Below are 18,139 nucleotides of genomic sequence, written 5' to 3' on the forward strand. Positions count from 1 at the left end.
GGACACGACTTCCTCCACCGAGCTAGTGTCGAGCCACCCTCACTCGCCCCTGTCCGCAATACGCGCACTGTCGAAGCGCTTCACAAGCTTGGAGAGCCGGATGGTCACCCTCGCCGAGGTCGCCCAGCACGCCGGAGTCTCGGCGAGCACGGTGAGCTATGTCCTCAGCGGCAAGCGGTCCATCTCCGCGGGCACCCGGCTGCGGGTCGAGCGGAGCATCCAGGAGCTCGGCTACCACCCGAACGCGGGCGCCCGGGCCCTGGCGAGCAGCCGGTCCAACATCATCGCGCTGATGATTCCGCTCCGCACCGACATGTACGTACCCGTGATGATGGAGATCGCCATCGCGGTGGCGACCAACGCCCGCACCCATGGGTACGACGTGCTGCTGCTCACCGGCGAGGAGGGTCCCGACGCGGTCCGCCGGGTCACCGGCAGCGGGCTCGCCGACGCGATGATCCTGATGGACGTCGAACTCGACGACGAGCGGCTGCCGTTGCTGCGCGAGACGGATCAGCCGTCCGTACTCATCGGGCTGCCCGCCGACACCTCCGGACTGACCTGTGTCGACCTCGACTTCGGCGCGACGGGCGCGCTGTGCGCCGACCATCTGGCGACGCTCGGCCACCGTGACATCGCTGTCATCGGCGAGGCGCCCGCGGTCTACGAGCGGCACACCGGATTCGCCGAGCGCACGCTCGAAGGACTCCGGTCCCGTTCACGGGAGTTGGGCCTGCGCGTGCTGCACCGCCCCTGCGAGGGCGGGTACGACGCGATGGCCCTGACGCTCGCCCGGGTCTTCGACGAGCGTCCGGGCACCACGGGCTTCGTCGTGCAGAACGAGTCCGCGGTCGAGCCGCTGCTCGCGCTGCTGCGCCGGCAGGGCCGCGCCGTGCCCGAGGACGTGTCGGTGATCGCGATCTGCCCGGACCAGGTCGCCACCCAGGCCTCGGTGCGGCTGACCTCGGTCGCCATCCCCGCGCAGGAGATGGGCCGGCACGCCGTGGAGCAGCTGATCGCCAAGCTCGACGGGCACGGCAAGGACGACGTCGTGCTGATCGCCCCCGAGTTGACGGTCCGGGCGAGCACGGGCCCGGCTCCGACCGTCTGACCCTCGGCGCCCCGCCGTGGGCGCCGCGCCGCCGGACACCCGGCACCCGCCCCGGGGCGCCGCAACGCCAGACCGCGCAACACGCGGCACACCACGTCGTACGCCCTGCCACGGGGCGCCGCCCACCACGCGCCACCCACCACGACACCCCACCACGCCACCCACCACGTCCAACGCCCCGCCGCGGGGCGCCGTACACCGAGCCGTACGTCCTTCCAAGGGTCCGGCACCGATGAGCCGCGCCCTTCGGGTGAGGGCACCTGAGGGCACCCACCCTGTCCCGGCCCGCCAGAGCCGCGCCGGGTCACTTCGCCACTCCTTACTCCAGGAGCACCCCACGTGAATCAGCCTGCCGAAAACCAGTCCGCTGAAGGCGCGGTCAGCCTCGCGCAGTCCTCCCCGACCCTCGGCACGTTCCGCGAGCGGGACGGCGCACTGGAGTGGAGCGGCCGTCAGGAGACCGTCCGCGTCGAGCCGTGGGGGCCGGACGCGGTCCGGGTCCGCGCGCGCCTCGGCGGCCCGGTGCTCGAAGCACTCCCCGGCGCGCTCCTCGACGAGCCCCCCTCGACCTCGTACACCGTCAAGATCGAGGACGGGCAGGGGCAGTTGACGGTCGGCGCGCTGACCGTGTGCGTCAGTGCCGAGGGACAGCTGCGCTTCGTCCGCACGGCGGACGGCACGGACATCCTCGCCGAGGAACGCGCCCACTTCTGGTGGCCGGGCGCGCGCCTCTACACGCCCACCGGGAACGGCCACCACCGTCTGGAGCAGCGTTTCGCGGCGTACGAGGGCGAGAAGCTGTACGGGCTCGGGCAGCACCAGCACGGGCTGTTCGACCAGAAGGGCGCGGTCCTGGACCTGGTCCAGCGCAACGCCGAGGTGAGCGTCCCGGTGCTCGTCTCCAGCCGCGGCTACACCTTCCTGTGGAACAACCCGGCCATCGGCAGGGTGGAACTCGCGGGCAACGGCACCCGCTGGGTCGCCGACTCCGCTCGTCAGCTGGACTACTGGATCACGGCGGGCACCCCCGCCGACGGTCAGCGCCGCTACAGCGCCGTCACCGGCCGTACGCCGATGCTGCCCGCGTGGGCGGCCGGCTTCTGGCAGTGCAAGCTGCGCTACCGCACCCAGGACGAACTGCTGGGCGTGGCCCGCGAGTACAGACGCCGGGGCCTGCCGCTGTCCGCCATCGTCTGCGACTTCTTCCACTGGACCCACCTGGGCGACTGGAAGTTCGACCCGGCGGAGTGGCCGGACCCGGCGGCGATGCGGCGGGAGCTGGCGGAACTCGGCGTCAAGCTGGTCGTGTCGGTCTGGCCGTCGGTGTCCCCCCTCTCGGAGAACCATCACCTCATGGAACAGCGCGGCTACTTCATCGGCACCGAGTACGGGCCGATGGCGCACGCCGACTGGCCCGACAAAGAGGTCGCCTCCACCGTCCAGGTGGCCTTCTACGACGCGACGAACCCGCAGGCGCGCGACTTCCTCTGGTCGCGGGTGAAGGACAACTACCTCGACCCGTACGGGATCACGGCCTTCTGGCTGGACGCCTGCGAGCCGGAGCTGAAACCGGGCTTCCAGGAGAACCTGCGCTACCACGGGGGCCCGGGCCTGGAGGTGGGCAACCTCTACCCCCGCGAGAACGCCCGCACCTTCTACGAGGGCCTGCTGGCCGCCGGGGAGAGCGAAGTCGTCACGCTCAACCGCTCGGCGTGGGCGGGCAGTCAGCGCTACGGCGCCGCCCTGTGGTCCGGCGACATCGGCACCGACTTCGCGACCCTGCGCCGCCAGATCGCCGCCGGCCTCAACACCGCGCTCTCCGGCATCCCTTGGTGGAACACCGACATCGGCGGCTTCCACGGCGGCGACCCGGACGATCCGGCCTACCGCGAGGTCATGGTCCGCTGGTTCCAGTTCGGCACGCTGTCCCCGCTGATGCGCCTGCACGGCTTCCGCGATCCCGGCATGCCACTCGGCCCCGACATGACCGGCGGCCCGAACGAGGTCTGGTCGTACGGCGAGGAGGCCGGCGCCATCCTGGAGAAGTACCTGCGGCTGCGCGAGCGCCTGAAGCCGTACGTCCTGAAGGTGATGCGGGAGGCCCACGAGGAGGGACTTCCGGTGCTGCGGCCGCTGTTCCTGGAGTTCCCGGACGACCCGGCCGCCTGGCCGGTGGACGACGCGTACCTCTTCGGCCCCGACCTCCTCGTCGCGCCGGTCCTCACCGCGGGCGCGACGGCCCGCACGGCGTACCTCCCGGCGGGCTCGTTCTGGACGGACGCGTGGACGGGTGAGACGTACGAAGGCGGCTCGGCCGTGACGGTCGACGCCCCGCTGGACCGCATTCCGCTGTTCCTGCGGGACGGGGCGCGGCTGCCCGTGGCCGAATAGCCGAGTGCGGCCGGTCCCCCGTGAGGGGCTGGCCGCACTCTCATCCGCGGATCAACTGCTGCTGACCGTCAGGTTGTTGGCGGCGAAGTCGAGGCCGCCCGAGGACGAGGTGATCTCGAAGCCGAACTGCACGTCGCCGATGGTCTCGTCGCCGAACCAGCCCTTGGTGTCCTTGATCCACTTCAGGATCGGCAGGACGTTCACCGTGCCGGAGCTGGAGTTCGAGGTGCGCACGAAGGAGAAGACCTCGTTGGCACCGTTGTCGCCCTTGTAGACGGTCCAGGTGTGACCGCCCAGCGTCACGTTGCCCTGCGAGGTGCCGAGGGGTCCGACGGCGCCGGTCCTGTTGACCCAGAGCATGATCTCGTAGTCATAGTCCGTGTCCCAGATGTCGTACGACGTGTTGTACGCGCCGGACGACGGGACCGTGACGTTGTAGCTGCTGGAGAGCGAGCCGAGTGAGGTGATCGACTTGTTGATCACCTTCTTGGAGTTGGGGTAGGACTTGATGCCGCCGGTGTTCGGGTGGTTCGCCCACACGCCCCAGCTGGTTCCGGAGTTGGCCCAGATGCACTGGCTGCCGGCGCCGGAGCCCCAGATGTTGTTGTAGAGCGTGTAGCCGTTCAGGGTGGTGTTGCCCCACTGGTCGCAGGAGTTCCAGACGGCCGCCTGGGCGGGGGCGGAGGCGAGGCCGACGGTGGCGCCCAACGCGAGGGCGGGGGCCAGCATCGCCTTGGTGATCCTGCTCAGCGTGCGTGTTGCCATGGTGTCCCTTCCATGGGTGGGGGGAGTTGCGGGGGTCACCACGCCCCCAGGGTGAGGACGTGGTCTTCTCCGGCGACGAGGTCGAGTGGTGCGGCGCCGAGGGAAGTCCGGACTTCGATGCGGTGGGTACGGGCGGGGCGGATGACCGCGGTGGCTTCGCGCGGGCTCCAGGTGAGGTCGATCTCCGCCCCGAACCGCGTGCGGACGCCACGTAGCCGGCCCGTCGGGTACGCCGCCGGAAGCGCGGGCAGCAGCACCAGCCGTTCGGGCGTCGACTGGACGAGCATCTCGATCAGCACGGCGGGCAACGTGTGGGCGGCGTCCGCGTTGTAGACGTGCCGGTTCGGGTAGTGCGCGCTCATCAGGGAAGTGTGGAAGTAGTCCCCGGCCAGGACGTTGTCGAGGGCTCCCGCCACCCGGGCCCCGTCCCTGAGCCGGGCCGCCACCAGGGCGTGGTGGAGGTGACCGTGCGCGGAGTCGTTCTCGGTGCCGCGCAGCTCGAGCGCGCGATGGGCCGCCGCGGCGAGCTCCGGGGTGTCGTACGGGTTGATCTCGTCGAGCGGCCAGACGCCGTAGAGGTGGCTGAGATGCCGGTGGTCATAGGTGTCGTCGAGGCCGGGCCAGGCCCATTCGGCGAGGGCGCCCTCGGCGTTGACGCGGTGCGGCGGCAGCCGGCCGGCGAGCGCGCGCCAGCGCTCGGCGTCCTCGGTTCCGGGGTGGTAGCCGGCCGCGGTGCGCAGCGCGTGCCGGGCCGCGGAGAGGTCCATGGCGGCGTTGAGGGTGACCCAGCCGGCGTTCGCGGGCCGGTTCTCCGGGGAGTACGACGGCACGATCACGAGTTGGCCGGCGTCGTCGGTGCGGGTGAGGAAGTCCTCGTAGAAGTACGCCACTTCGGCGAGGGCCGCGCCGAGGCGCGGGTCGCGTGCGCCGCCGGTCTCGTCGTGGTCCACGAGAGGCTTGAGGAGCCAGTCGGCGCCGGCGGTCCACACGTGCAGCGGGTACTCACGGCTGAGGTGGTGGACAAGAGCGGACTCGCCGTCGGTGTGCGCGGGAGCGACGACACCACGGGTGCCGAAGACCGTGCGGGCGTTCTCGCGCCAGTGGGTCAACTGGCCGTGGATCAGGGCGGCATGGGCCTCGGTGACCTCCGGGAGTGCGGCTGCGGCGGCCGACGCGGTCTGGAGGTTGAGATTGGCGTCCGTGGTGAACGCCCCGGACCATGCCGTGTCCCAGTCACCGGTCCACAGCCCGGTCAGCCGCGGCGGCAGCGTCCCGGCGGCGGACAGCAGGTGATAGCGGCCCGCCGCGAAGAGCCGCTCCAGGAGGGCGGGGCTCTTGGGCCGGCGGAGCAACTCCGAGCCGGGGAGCGCGCGTTCGGCGTCGTCGGCGTGCAGGTCGAGGGCGGTGCGGAGGTAGGCGGAGCGGTGGAGGGCGGTGTGGCGGGCGAGGAGACGGGCGTAGCCGAAGGCGTCGGGGCCGGGGTCGGTGCCGGCGTGGCCGTCGCGCCGGGGCAGCAGGGCGCGCAGTGCGCGGGCCTCGGCCAGGACGTCCAGCTCCCCGGCGTGCCGCCGTACCCGCGTGAGCAGGAGCAGCGAGCGCGCGCCCTCGACCCGTACGCCGGGGAGCGCGGCCCGGGTCGGTCCGTCGGTGACGACCAGCGTCACTCCGGTGTACGCCAGGCCGCTGTCCGGGTAGCGGGCGCGCAGCGTGAGGAGGGCGCCGTCCGGGGCCAGGACGGCACTGTGCCCCACCGTCAGACCGGTGGGCGCACCCGGCAGCCGGTGGTCGAGCGTCACCTCGACGGTGAGGTCGGACTCCGTCACGTACTGGACCACGACATCGTCGGCGCGGGAGACGAAGACCTCGCTGCGCCAGCTGCCGCACTCGGCGCCGACGACGCCGGTGCTGAAGTCGACCTCGCGCCGGTACCCGGACCACTCCGCGGCCGGACGGCGCAGTCGCACCTGGAAGGCGGGGTGGTAGGGCTGCACCCACAGCAGCGGCCGCCCGTCGGTGAAATCCTCCCCCGCCGTGACGTCTCCGGCCAGCAACCGGTCCTGAACTTCGGCGAGCCGCCCGGCGAGAGCGGGTGGGCGCGCCTGCGCGCTGCCGTTCGGACAGACCAGACGGTGATGGTTGACGATGACGCGGTCACTGTTCGGATCACCGAACACCATGGCGCCGTGGGTGCCGTTCCCGCTCAGGAAGGCGTCCTCCCAGCGGGCGGCGGGCAGTGGCTCCCAGGTGCCGCGGGCGGGCGCGCTCATGGGGCTTCCTCCAGTACGACCACGCCGTACCGGCCCAGCTCCACGGTCTTGGCGACGTCGGCGCCGGTGAGCAGGTCGCGAAGGCGGCCGGGCACCGAGACGGTGACCGCGTCCCGCCCGTGGTTGAGGAGGAACAGCAGCCCGCCCCGGCGTACGGCCTCCACACCGGCGGGAAGGCCGTCCAGCGGCGGCCGGACCCCCGCGTCCTCCGCGATCCGGGCCAGCAGGTCGCGCAGCGCCTCGGGCTCGGGAAGCGTGGAGACGTACCAGGCACCGCCCCTGCGGAGCACGGCCGGCAGCCCGTGCAGCTCGCCGCCCTCGTACCGGGCCGCCGCGACGCCGTCCTCGGCCTCGATCTCCTCGGACCACAGAGTGCCGCGGAAGCCCTCGCACTCGGCGGTCGACCCCGCGTCCAACGGCCACCACTCGTGCAGGGTGCGGATGCCGAACAGTTCGCGCAGCCGCGCGTCCATGCCGCCGGGCCGGACCCGGTCGTCCTCGTCGGCGACTCCGGTGAGGAATCCGCAGACGAGGGTGCCCCCGCCGCGTACGTACGCGAGGAGGTTGTCGATCGCCGCGTCCGTCAGCAGGTACAGCTGCGGTACGACCACGAGGCGGTACCCGGTGAGGTCGTGCTCCGGGTGAGCGAAGGCCGTGGTGAGGTGGGCCTCCCACAGGGCGCGGTGCCAGGCGCGTACGACCTCGGCGTAGTCGACCTCGGACGAGAGGCGGCCGTCCTGCGCGCCCGCCCACCAGGAGTTCCACTCGTGCAGGATCGCGATGTCGGACAGCACGGGCGTCCCCGTCACTTCGGTGCCGATACGGGCGAGTTCGGCACCGATCCGCTTGACCTCCTGGAAGGTGCGGCCCCGCTCCCCCGCGTGGCTGACCATCCCCGAGTGGAACTTCTCCGCGCCCTGCCGGGACTGCCGCCACTGGAAGTAGCAGACGGCGTCGGCGCCGCGCGCGACGGCCTGCAGGGACCAGAGGCGGTTGAGGCCGCGCGGCTTGGGGTGGTTCACGCCGCGCCAGTTGACCGGTCCGGCCGCCTGCTCCATCAGCATCCAGGGGCCGCCCGCGGCCTGGGAGCGCGTCATGTCCTGGAGCAGCGCGTTGTCCTGGGCGCCGAGGGGGTCGCGCGGGTCGGGGTAGCTGTCGACGGAGACGACGTCCTCCTCGGCGGCCCACTTCCACGCGTCCTGGCCCACCCACAGCGGCATGAAGTTGGTGGTGACCGGGATGTGCGGGGTGTGCCGGCGGACGATGTCCCGCTCGGCGGCGTAACACTCCAGGAGCATGTCGGAGGTGAAGCGCTTGAAGTCGAGCACGTGCGTCGGGTTCTTCATGTAGTGGGCGTGGCGCGGTGGCAGTACCTCGTGCCAGCCGTCGTAGCCCTGGCTCCAGAAGGCTGTTCCCCAGGCCCTGTTGAGCGCCTCGACGGTGCCGTACTTGTCCTGGAGCCAGCGGCGGAAGGCGGCGGCCGCCTCGTCGCCGTAGTCGAAGGTGCAGTACTCGTTGTTGATGTGCCACATCGTGAGCGCCGGGTGGCTGCCGTAGCGGGCGGCCAGGTCCTCGGTGAGGGCGGCGGCGTGGCGGCGGTAGGCGGCGCTCGAGTGCGAGAAGTGCTGGCGGGAACCCCACCATTCGACGCGTCCGTCCTCGTCGCGGGGCAGCGTCTCGGGGTGCAGCCGGCCCATCCAGGGCGGGGGTGAGGCCGTGGGGGTCGCGAGGACGACCCCGATGCCGTGCTCGTGCATCAGGTCCATCAGCCGGTCCAGCCAGCCGAACTCCCGTGCTCCAGGGCGCGGTTCGAGCTTCGCCCAGGAGAAGACGCCGACGGTGACGGAGTTGACGCCGGCCTCCTTCATGAGGCGTACGTCCTCCTGCCAGGTCTCCTCGGGCCACTGCTCGGGGTTGTAGTCGCCCCCGAAGAGGATGCGGCCGCGGGTGGCGTCGGCGAGGCTCGGCGCGTTGCGCGTGGGCGTCGGATCCATTTTTGTCGGCGCCCGGTCTTTGCGCGTGGGCGTCGGATCCGTTTTCGTCGGTGCCCGGTCTTTGCGCGTGGGCGTCGGTTCCCTGTCCCTGGGCATCAGATGGGCTCCCCGTACTGGATTCCTCGGCCGTTGGTGCCGAGGTAGACACGGCCGTGGACGCGGGGGTCGCCGGTGACGACCTCACCGATCCAGCCCCACTGGTGAGCGTCGTCGTTGATGCGGACCCAGGTCTTGGCCACGTCGTCGGAGCGCTGCACGGCGGTGGTCGCCCCCGTCGCGCCGACCTGGTAGATCGCCGGGTAGTCCGCGCCCTCGGCCGCCTTGCCGAAGCCGAGCGTGTACGAGGCCCGGCAGCCGGCGATCTTCGAGAAGGTCGCGCCGCCGTCGGTGGACCGATGGAGGCCGTTCCACTTCACGCTGAGCCAGAGGTCACCGCTCCGCCCGGGCGCCGCGACCAGCTTGAACTGGCTGTCCCCGGAGGGCAGCCCGGTCGCACGGGCCGTGAAGGAACGGCCGCTGTCGGTGCTGACGAACAGTGTTCCCGTGTCGGTGTCGTACGCGTAGAAGAGCGTCGGGTCGGCCGGGTCGGCGACCGGTGTGGCGCCCTTCGGGAAGGAGGAGACCTCGCACCAGGTCTCACCGTTGTCCGTCGAGCGGTGCGCCGCGTACGTCGTGCCGTCCCAGTGCACGAAGGACCACAGCAGGGTGCTGCCGTCGGCGCTGGTGGCGATCGGTCCCGGTGCGCTCCGGGCGATGTCGGGCTGGGCCGCGAAGGGCGCCCAGGTCCGTCCGCCGTCGTTGGAGTGGGCACCGTTGCCGTGGTCGCCCCAGCCCGCGCGGACGACGTACGACGGCCTGCACGCGGCCTGCGCGAGTCCCGTCGCCGACCCGAACACGGGGTTCGCCGCCATGCCGCGCGACGGAGACGCCGTGAGCCGCTCGTGGTACATCACGCCGACGTCCCCGAGTCCGCTGATCAGATGCGCTTCCCCGGCCGGGGGCGAGATCAGCCGGTGCACGGCGGTCTCCTCCAGTCCGCGGATCCGCGGCGCCCAGCGCTTGAGGTCGCGGGTGCCGTAGAGGGTCGCGCCGGTCCCGTACACGACGTGCTTCGAGTCGTACGGGTCGACGGCGACCGCCTGGATCCACCATCCGAACTTGGGCCGGTCACCACCCCAGTCGAGGAAGGGAGTCTCGGACACGTCGAAGACAGCCACGTCCTTGAGGGACGTCCACCCGCGGCCGCCGTCCGTGGACCGGAAGAGCGTGTCGCCGTCGGCCCAGCGGTTGTTGGTGGACACGACGAGGGTGCCCGAGCGGCGGGCGTCGACGGCGAGTCCGCCGTAGGCGAAGGTGTCCGTCGAACCGTCGGTCGTGGTGCCGCCCGGCCGCACCGGTGTCACGTCGGTCCACGTCCCCGTGGTGGTGCGCAGCTTGTGCACACTGCCGTCGGACTGGCCGTTGGGACCGGGCGCGTTGCCGTAGGTCACGTACAGATCGCGGGTGTGCGTGTCGTACGCGGCCCGGAGCGGGACCTTGGCGGAGGTGCCGGACGGCTGCCCGGGTACGGCCTCCCAGGTCGTGCCGTCGGCCGTGCGGTACAGGTTCGCCGTGCCCGGCGTGCCGTCGCCGTCGCCCCAGCCGGCGTACACGCCGCGCCCGGCCGCGACGAGGAACGTGATGCCCTGCCCGGCGGAGCTCGCGGTCGCCGGAAAGGCGGTGACGGCCGCCCAGGTGGTCCCTCGGTCGGTGGACTTGAGCAACCCGTCGTGTCTGGTTCCCAGCCACAGGGTGTCACTGTCCCGCGGATCGACGAGGAGCCGTTCCCCGGCGCCCCGCCCGTCCTCGTTGGCGCCGAGCTGCACGGTCAGGTCGGTGCGGGTCCAGGTGGCGCCGCGGTCCTCGGAACGCAGCACCGCGCCGTTGCCCGCCCACGACTGGGCGTAGGTACCGACGGCGAGGTACAGCCGCTCCGGGTGCGCGGCGTCGACGGCGAGCGCCTCGACTCCGAGCAGGTTCCAGTCGTCCCAGCCGAGGTGATCGGTGAGTGGCGTCCAGCGGGCGTCCCGGTCGTCCCAGCGGTAGGCGCCGCCGATGTCGGTACGGGCGTAGACGAGTCCGCGTACGGCGGGGTGGAACAGGACACCGGTGATGAAGCCGGTGCCGCCGATGACGACGTTGCGCCAGCGGTACGGCGGCCCGTCCGGGGCGGGGGCCGCCTGAGCCGGGGCGCCGGCGACGGGGACGGCGGCAAGCGCGGCCGTGGCGGCGGTTCCGGCGAGAACGGCTCGTCTGCTCGGGCGGGGCGTGCGCATGACATACCTCGTTCTGCGAGAGGGGTCGACCGCGGCGGAGCGGAGGGGGACCGGTGGCGGGCGGATGCCGGTCAGCCTTTGACGGCCCCGGTGAGCATGCCCTTCTTGAAGTGCCGCTGGACGAACGGCGAAAGCACCGCGACCGGCAGCAGCGCCAGCACCATCACGGCCATCTGGACGGCGAGCGGCGACAGTTGCCCCGTGTTGATCTGGGTGGCGAGACCGACCGGCCGTTCCTGCTTCTGCACCAGCTGGATCATGACGTTCTGCAGCGGCATCATGTCCTGGTCGGTCAGGTAGATGGAGGCGTTGAACCAGGCGCTCCAGTAGCCGACCGCGTAGAAGAGGGAGATCACCGCGAGCACCGCCCGGGAGAGCGGCATCACGATCTGCCACAGGATGCGCCAGTCACCGGCGCCGTCGATGCGGGCGCTGTCGACGAGTTCGGGTGAGATGCCCATGAAGAACGAGCGCAGCACCAGGATGTTGAAGACGCTCACCGCGCTCGGCAGGATCAGCGCGAGGTAGGTGTCGGTGAGGCCGAGGGCCTGCACCAGCAGGTAGGTGGGGATGAGGCCCGCGCCGAAGAACATCGTGGCGAGCAGCAGCATCAGCAGCCAGCGGTGTCCGAGCGATCCGACGCGCGAGAGGCCGTAGGCGCACAGGACCGAGACGGTCATGCTGAACAACGTGCCGACGAGGGTCACGCCCAGGCTGACCATGGCGGCGCGCTGGACCTGGCCGCCGGTGAGCAGTTCCTTGTAGGCGACGAAGGTGATGCCCTTGGGGAACACCACCAGCCCGCCGGCCGCGTCGATGGTCTTCTTCGACTGGAGGCTGGTGACGACGACGATCCAGAGCGGGAAGAGGATCGCGAAGGCGGCCAGGGTGAGGGTGAGCCCTTTGCCCGCGAGGCCCGCCGCGCTCGGCTCCTCCTCCCAGGGCGGGCGGGGCGGTGCGGCCCATCGGCTCGGCTTGTCGACGGGCGCGCTGACGGGCTTGTCGATGACGGCGGTCATTTCTTGTACACCCCCTGCTCACCCATGAGATGGGCGACCTTGTTGGCGGTCAGGACGAGCCCCAGGCCGACGATGCCCTTGATGAGTCCGGCGGCAGCGGCGTAACTGAAGTCCTGGTTGCGGATGCCGTTCCACCAGACGTAGGTGTCCAGGACCTCGGATGCTCCGGGGCCCACCGAGTCGCGCTGGAGCAGCAGTTGCTCGAAGCCGACGGTGAGCGCGTCACCGACGCGGAGCACCAGGAGCAGGGCGATCACCGGGCGCAGCGCGGGCAGCGTGACGTGCCACATGCGGCGCAGGCGCCCGGCTCCGTCCATCGCGGCGGCCTCGTACAGGTCGTTCGAGACGGAGGACAGGGCCGCGAGGAAGACGATGATGCCCCAGCCCGCGTCCTTCCAGACGCCCTCCGCGGTCACCAGGAACTTGAAGATCCCCGGGTCGGTCATCAGGTCGATGCCCTTGTGCCCGTGTTGCCGCAGGGTCTGCGCGATGATGCCCGCGCCACCGAAGACCTGCTGGAAGACGGTGACGACGAGGACCCAGGAGAAGAAGTGCGGGAGATACATGATCGCCTGGGCGACCGCCCGGACCCGGGGTCTGACCACGCTGTTGATGAGCAGCGCGAGCACGATCGGGATCGGGAAGTACAGCACCAGTTGGAGGAAGAACAGCACGAAGGTGTTCTGCACCGCGTGCCAGAAGGCGGAGTCCTCGAAGATCCGCTGGAAGTTCTCGAAGCCGACCCAGGGGCTCTCGAACATGGCGACGAAGCCGTTGTCGCTCAGGTAGGGGTCGTAGTCCTGGAAGGCGACGATGTTGCCGAGAACCGGTATGTAGGTGAAGACGAGGACCAGCGCGACCGCCGGCAGGGTCATCAGGACCAGGGTGCGGTCGCGTCTGAACCGGAGCCGGAAACTCAGCTTCCCGGCCCGCCTCCCGGCCCGCTTCCCGCCGTCCTGCCCGCCGGTCTTCGTGCCGGACCCGTCGGCAGAACCCCCGCCCGGACCGCCGCCCGGCCTCTTCGTACTCCGCTTCGCCCCGGCCCTGCTCCGAGGCACCGTGCTGTGGGACACGGCCTTCTCCTTGCCTCAGCCCTGCGTCACTTGGCCGTGGAGCCGTTGTCGTCGAGCAGCCTCTTGTACCAGGCGCGCAGGTCGTCGCCGCCCTTCTTCTTCCAGTCGGAGACGGCCTGCTGCATGTCGCTGATCTTCTTGCGGCCGCGGACGATGTCGTCCTCCAGCTGCTCGAAGTCGTTGGCGAGGTTGGTCCATCGGTTGGGCTCGGTGACGGTCAGACCGTAGAAGGAGGACTTCTTCGTGAAGGCGCCCATGCGCTGCTGCCATTCGACCTGGAGCTTGGCGATCTCCGGCAGATCGGGGTGGGCGAGATACGCGGCCGGGTCGCCGGTGTAGTCGTAGGCGCCGTTGACCTCGTTGGTGCCTTTGGTGGTCTTGGTGGGCAGGCCCTTCTTGAGCGTGTAGTCGGTGCCCTCGACGCCGTAGACCGTGAGCATGTACTCCTTGGTGCCGTACGGCGCGGCGCAGTAGTTGGCGAGCGCGAGGAAGTCCTTGATCTGCTGCTTCGACGCCTTCTTGCTGACGAAGGTGAAGATGCCCGCGGGCTGGGTCGCCCACAGCGTGGGGTCGCCGCCGTCGGAGCCGAAGATGTCGAACGCGCCGATCTCGAAGTCGGTCTTCTGGGTGTTCTGTTCGGCCGTCAGGCCGTACCAGTAGGAGATGTCTCCGTTGAAGACGAGCGACTGGCCGGCGGTGAACCGGTTGGCCGCGTCGCCCTTGACGGCCTTGGCGTCGGGGTGGACCACACCGGCCGAGTAGAGCTTGCGCATCCACTCCAGGGCTTCGAGGTACGCCTCGGTCTCGATGCGGTTGACCAGCTTGCCGCCTTCGAGGTTCCACCACAGCGCCTTGTCGCTGCCGTTGAGCACGCCGTAGATGTTGAAGGCGGTCCACTTCAGGTCGTCGCAGGCCCACACCTTGGCCTTGGCGTCGGTGGCCTCCTTCGCCCAGGCCAGGAACTCGTCTGCCGTCCTGGGGAGTTGGTACCCCTTCTTGGCGAAGATGTCCTTGCGGTAGAAGGGCGTGATGTTCGTGACGCAGGAGGCCGGCATCGGGATCGCGCGCAGTCGGCCGCCGAAGATGGCCCGCTGCCAGGCGTCGGTCGGTACGGCCGCGAGGTTCGGGTAGTCCTTGACCTTGTCGCCGGACAGGTAGGGGCCGAGGTCGGCGAACTTGGCGTTGATGGCGCTGGGTATCTTGCCCATCAGGTTCCAGCCCGGGACGACCACCGCGTCCGGGATGTCGCTGGAGGCGAGGATGGCGCCGAGCTTCTCGTCGTAGGTGTTGCCGTCCTGGTTCTGCCAGGTCACGTCGGTTCCGGCGGCCTCGTTCATGGCCTTGTAGTAGGCGTTGTCGTCGGACGGCGGGGTGCCCCACAGCGGCGCCATGATCTTCAGCTTGCCGCCGCTGCCCAGCTTCTTCGGCACGGACGTCTTCAGCGCGTTCAGGTCGATCGCCTGGGTGAAGCCCGCCGCCGACCCGTTCTTCGCCGGGATGTCGGGTGTCACGACGCTCGACGCCACGAAGGCCGGAAGGATCTTCTGGGCGTCCTTCCCGGAGGTCGTGCCGTCCTTGTTGCCGTCGTTCCCGCCGCCGCACGCGGCGAGCAGCGGCATCCCCCCGGCCACGGCGGCCGCGGCGACCGCCGTGGAGGCGAGGAAGCTTCTCCGGCTGGGAGCGGAGGTGGCGGAGTTCGGCGTCATTGCGTCAACCCTTCATGGCGCACAGCAGGACACCCGGCGGTTCAGCCGTCGGCTGCGGTGTCTTGAGTGGAACTGGCTGAGCTGAAGCGGTCGTCGGAGGACTCCGTCTCCAGGAGAGGAAGTCCAGTCGAAGCGCTTCGATGTTGCTGCGAGGTTAAGTGAACGCCTGGGGGTGCACAAGACTCGATCCCGAGATTCCTCGGAGGTGTCCTCCAACAGAGCGTCTCCTTCTGGCACTTGACATCATGGCGAGGAGACGGAGTTGTTGCGCCATGAGCCTTGACACCTGACTCTCGGTCGAATGAGCATCGAAGCGCTTCGAAAGCGCCCCCTCGCTCCCTCGCAAAAGGATCACCACGTGACCGCACAACCGCCGCCCCCGCCGGCTTTTCGCGATGCGCGACTGCCGCTCGCGAAGCGCGTCGACGACCTGTTGACACGACTCACCCTCGACGAACGGATCGCGTTCCTGCACCAGTTCACGCCCGCCGTCGAGCGGCTGGGCGTCGGGGCCTTCCGCACCGGACAGGAAGCGCTGCACGGGGTGGCCTGGATGGGTCCGGCGACGGTCTTCCCGCAGGCCGTGGGGCTCGGCGCGACCTGGAACGACGACCTCGTGCGCCGCGTCGGCGAGGCGGTCTCCGCCGAGGCCCGCGCGATGCGCGCCCGCGACGACCGCGTGGGCCTCAATGTCTGGTCCCCCACGGTGAATCTCCTGCGCCACCCCTTGTGGGGCCGCAACGAGGAGGGCTACTCGGAGGACCCGAAGCTCACCTCCGCCCTCGCCACGGCGTACACCCGGGGCCTGCGCGGCGATCACCCGGAGTACTGGCGCACGGCGCCCGTCCTCAAGCACTGGCTCGCGCACAACAACGAGACGGACCGCGATACGACGTCCTCCTCGGTCCGCCCGCGCGTGCTGCACGAGTACGACCTGCGCGCCTTCCGCGAGACCGTCGTGGCGGGCGCGGTCGCCGGCGTGATGCCCGCGTACAACCTGGTCAACGGCCGCCCCAACCACGTCTCGCCGTATCTGCGCGAGCATCTGCGCACCTGGACCGACCAGGAGCTGCTGGTCTGCTCGGACGCGGGCGCACCCTCCAACCTGGTCGACTCCGAGCACTACTTCGACACCCACGAGGAGGCGACCGCCGCCGCGATCATCGCCGGGGTCGACAGCTTCACCGACCACGGCACGGACGGCTCGAAGATCGTCGAACGCGTTCGGGGAGCGCTGGCCCAGGGCCTGTTGAGCGAGGCCCACATCGACGCGGCGGTCCGCCGCCAACTGACGGTCCGCTTCCGGCTCGGCGAGTTCGATCCGCGGTCGGACCCGTACGCCGACACCGCGGACTTCGACACGCCGGCCCATCGTGCGCTCGCCGGGGAGGCGGCTGAACAGGCGCTCGTACTGCTGAAGAACGACGATCTGCTGCCCCTCTCGGAGCACGCGCGGATCGCCGTCGTCGGCCTCCTCGCCGACGAGTGCAAGCTCGACTGGTACAGCGGCACACTCCTCCACCGCACGACGCCCCTGGAAGGCCTGTACGAGCGTTTCGGCGCCGAGCGCGTCGAGTTCGCCGAGGGCGTGGACCGGGTCCGTCTGAGGACGTCGTCCGGTACGTATCTGGCGGTGCCCGTCGTCGATGTCGCGGCGGACGAGGTGCGCGGCGCCGAGGGCGCGCTGGACCCGGCGCTCCTCGCGGGCCGCACGGACCTGCCCCCGCTGACCGCCGACGCCACCGGCACCGAACTCGCGCTGATCGACTGGGGCGAGGGTGTGCTGACGCTGCGCGCCCCCGACGGCCGCTACCTCTCGGTCGCCGACGACGGCTGCGTCCGCGCCTCCGCCGACCAGCCCGGCGGGTGGGTCGTCCAGGAGACCTTCCGCCTCGAAGCCTCCGACACCCACGAGAACGGTCACCTCCTGAAGCACCTGGGGACGGGGGGTTACGTCTCTGTCGCCGCCGACGGGGTGAAGGTTGCCGCCGAGAACCCGGAGATCTTCGAGCTGGAGTTCACCGAGCGCGGCGAGGACGCGGTGGCCCGCGCGGCAGCAGCCGCCGACGTCGTCCTGGTCGTGGCGGGCAACGACCCGCACATCAACGGCCGCGAGACCGAGGACCGTACGACGCTGCGCCTGCCCGCCCACCAGGAGCGCCTGCTGCGCGCCGCCCGCGCCGCGAACCCGGACACCGCTCTGGTCCTGGTCTCCGCGTACCCCTACGCGGTGGACCCGGCCGGCCTCCCGGCGGTCCTGTGGACGGCCCACGGCGGCCAGGCGGCGGGTACGGCGCTGGCCCGTGTCCTGGCCGGCGACGTCTCTCCCGCGGGCCGTCTCCCACAGACCTGGTACGCCTGCGACGACGACCTGCCCGACCTTCTCGACTACGACGTGATCGGCGGCCGCCAGACGTATCTGTACTTCGAGGGCACGCCACTGTTCCCGTTCGGGCACGGCCTGTCGTACGCGTCCTTCGCCTACGCCGATCTCCAAGGGCAGTCGCACGCGGACGCGTTGACGATCTCCTTCACCGTCACCAACACCGGGGAGGTGGCCGCCGACGAGGTCGCCCAGCTCTACACCCGCGCCGTCGCCCCGTCCGTACCTCGCCCCCGCCGCGAACTGGCCGCGCACCGCCGAGTCCACCTGGACCCCGGCGCCTCGACGGACCTCACCTTCGAACTGCCCCTCTCCGCCTTCGAGTTCTGGGACGTGGCACTCGGCCGCCCACGCCTGGAGCCGGGCGCGTACGAGGTGCTCGTCGGCGCCTCCAGCGAGGACATCCGGCTCCGTACGACGGTCGACCTCGACGGGGAGCCCGGCGCGCCCCGCCCCGTCCGCGAACGCGGCCTGGACGCGGCCGACTTCGACGGGCAGCGGAACATCGCCCTCGTCGACCGTACGAAGGAGGCGGGCGACGCGGCGACCCCGGAGGACGGCGGGACGGGTGAACTCGTCTACCGGCACTGCGACTTCGGCGAGGACGGCATCAGGACGGTCACCGTCGAGGCGGCCGGCGAGGGTGTCGTGGAGCTCTCCCTGGACGGCGGTCCGTGGACCGCCGCACTGGCCCTGAGCGCGACAAAGGGACCGTACGACTACAGCACGCTCGGCGCGGAGATCGCCGCCGCCGGTGTGCACGACGTCCACCTCAAGCTGCGCGGCCCGCTGCGGATCGCGCACGTCGGCTTCTCCGGTTGAGGGTCCGGAGCGGCCGGCACAGGGGCCCGGCACCGGAAGGCATCGGTGCCGGACCCCTTCAGGACGAGCCTACCTGAAAACGATTGTCACTAGCCATAGTCTTTTCGCCATCCGGACAGCCGGGCGGCCGGACAACCGGAGGACCGGACAACCGGGCGGCCGGACAACCGGAGGACCGGACAACCGGGCGGCCGGACAACCGGAGGACCGGACAACCGGACAGGCCCGAAACGAGTCGGCGGGGGCGGCCCCCCCCCCCACGGGGCCCCCGCCCCCCCCGGCGCGCAGCGGGG

Annotated in this window: 10 protein-coding genes; 3 read left to right on the forward strand and 7 right to left on the reverse strand. The window is 70.9% G+C overall.

What is annotated here, in order from left to right:
- The first annotated feature begins 100 nt into the window (after positions 1-100).
- A complete protein-coding gene (locus ACFVXA_RS20405) occupies positions 101-1,111 on the forward strand; it encodes a LacI family DNA-binding transcriptional regulator (protein WP_384403478.1) in 1,011 nt (336 codons plus the stop codon).
- A 339-nt stretch (positions 1,112-1,450) separates the two neighbouring features.
- Positions 1,451-3,502 (forward strand): glycoside hydrolase family 31 protein, encoded by a 2,052-nt coding sequence (locus ACFVXA_RS20410; protein ID WP_362029191.1) that lies wholly within the window; start codon positions 1,451-1,453, stop codon positions 3,500-3,502.
- Positions 3,503-3,553: 51 nt separating this feature from the next.
- On the opposite strand, the gene ACFVXA_RS20415 is transcribed toward ACFVXA_RS20410, so the two are convergent.
- The 7 genes from ACFVXA_RS20415 to ACFVXA_RS20445 all read right to left on the reverse strand — a co-directional run bounded on the left by ACFVXA_RS20415 (position 3,554) and on the right by ACFVXA_RS20445 (position 14,641).
- The gene (locus tag ACFVXA_RS20415) at positions 3,554-4,267 is read right to left on the reverse strand and encodes a hypothetical protein (RefSeq protein WP_362029194.1); all 714 of its coding nucleotides are present in this window, start codon (positions 4,265-4,267) and stop codon (positions 3,554-3,556) included.
- Positions 4,268-4,302: 35 nt separating this feature from the next.
- A complete protein-coding gene (locus ACFVXA_RS20420; protein ID WP_390025900.1) occupies positions 4,303-6,534 on the reverse strand; it encodes a glycoside hydrolase N-terminal domain-containing protein in 2,232 nt (743 codons plus the stop codon).
- Positions 6,531-8,528: a beta-galactosidase gene (locus ACFVXA_RS20425; protein WP_390025902.1), complete on the reverse strand. Its 1,998-nt coding sequence runs from the start codon at positions 8,526-8,528 to the stop codon at positions 6,531-6,533. The genes ACFVXA_RS20420 and ACFVXA_RS20425 overlap by 4 nt, the downstream gene beginning before the upstream one ends.
- Positions 8,529-8,623: 95 nt before the next feature.
- Entirely contained in the window at positions 8,624-10,843 is a 2,220-nt protein-coding gene (locus ACFVXA_RS20430) for a 1,4-beta-glucanase (RefSeq protein WP_390025904.1), read from the reverse strand.
- Between the two features lie 71 nt (positions 10,844-10,914).
- Positions 10,915-11,862 carry a carbohydrate ABC transporter permease gene (locus ACFVXA_RS20435; protein ID WP_390025906.1) on the reverse strand — a complete coding sequence of 316 codons (948 nt, stop codon included), beginning with the start codon at positions 11,860-11,862 and terminating at the stop codon, positions 10,915-10,917.
- A complete protein-coding gene (locus ACFVXA_RS20440) occupies positions 11,859-12,935 on the reverse strand; it encodes an ABC transporter permease (RefSeq protein WP_384024547.1) in 1,077 nt (358 codons plus the stop codon). The genes ACFVXA_RS20435 and ACFVXA_RS20440 overlap by 4 nt, the downstream gene beginning before the upstream one ends.
- Before the next feature lie 26 nt (positions 12,936-12,961).
- Positions 12,962-14,641 carry a Tat pathway signal sequence domain protein gene (locus ACFVXA_RS20445; RefSeq protein ID WP_390025908.1) on the reverse strand — a complete coding sequence of 560 codons (1,680 nt, stop codon included), beginning with the start codon at positions 14,639-14,641 and terminating at the stop codon, positions 12,962-12,964.
- A gap of 358 nt (positions 14,642-14,999) precedes the next feature.
- Here ACFVXA_RS20445 and ACFVXA_RS20450 point away from each other — a divergent pair, with 358 nt between their 5' ends.
- A complete protein-coding gene (locus ACFVXA_RS20450; protein WP_389471440.1) occupies positions 15,000-17,846 on the forward strand; it encodes a glycoside hydrolase family 3 C-terminal domain-containing protein in 2,847 nt (948 codons plus the stop codon).
- Positions 17,847-18,139 lie beyond the last annotated feature (293 nt).

It is taken from the genome of Streptomyces sp. NPDC058246 (genome assembly GCF_042881985.1).
GTDB lineage: Bacteria > Actinomycetota > Actinomycetes > Streptomycetales > Streptomycetaceae > Streptomyces.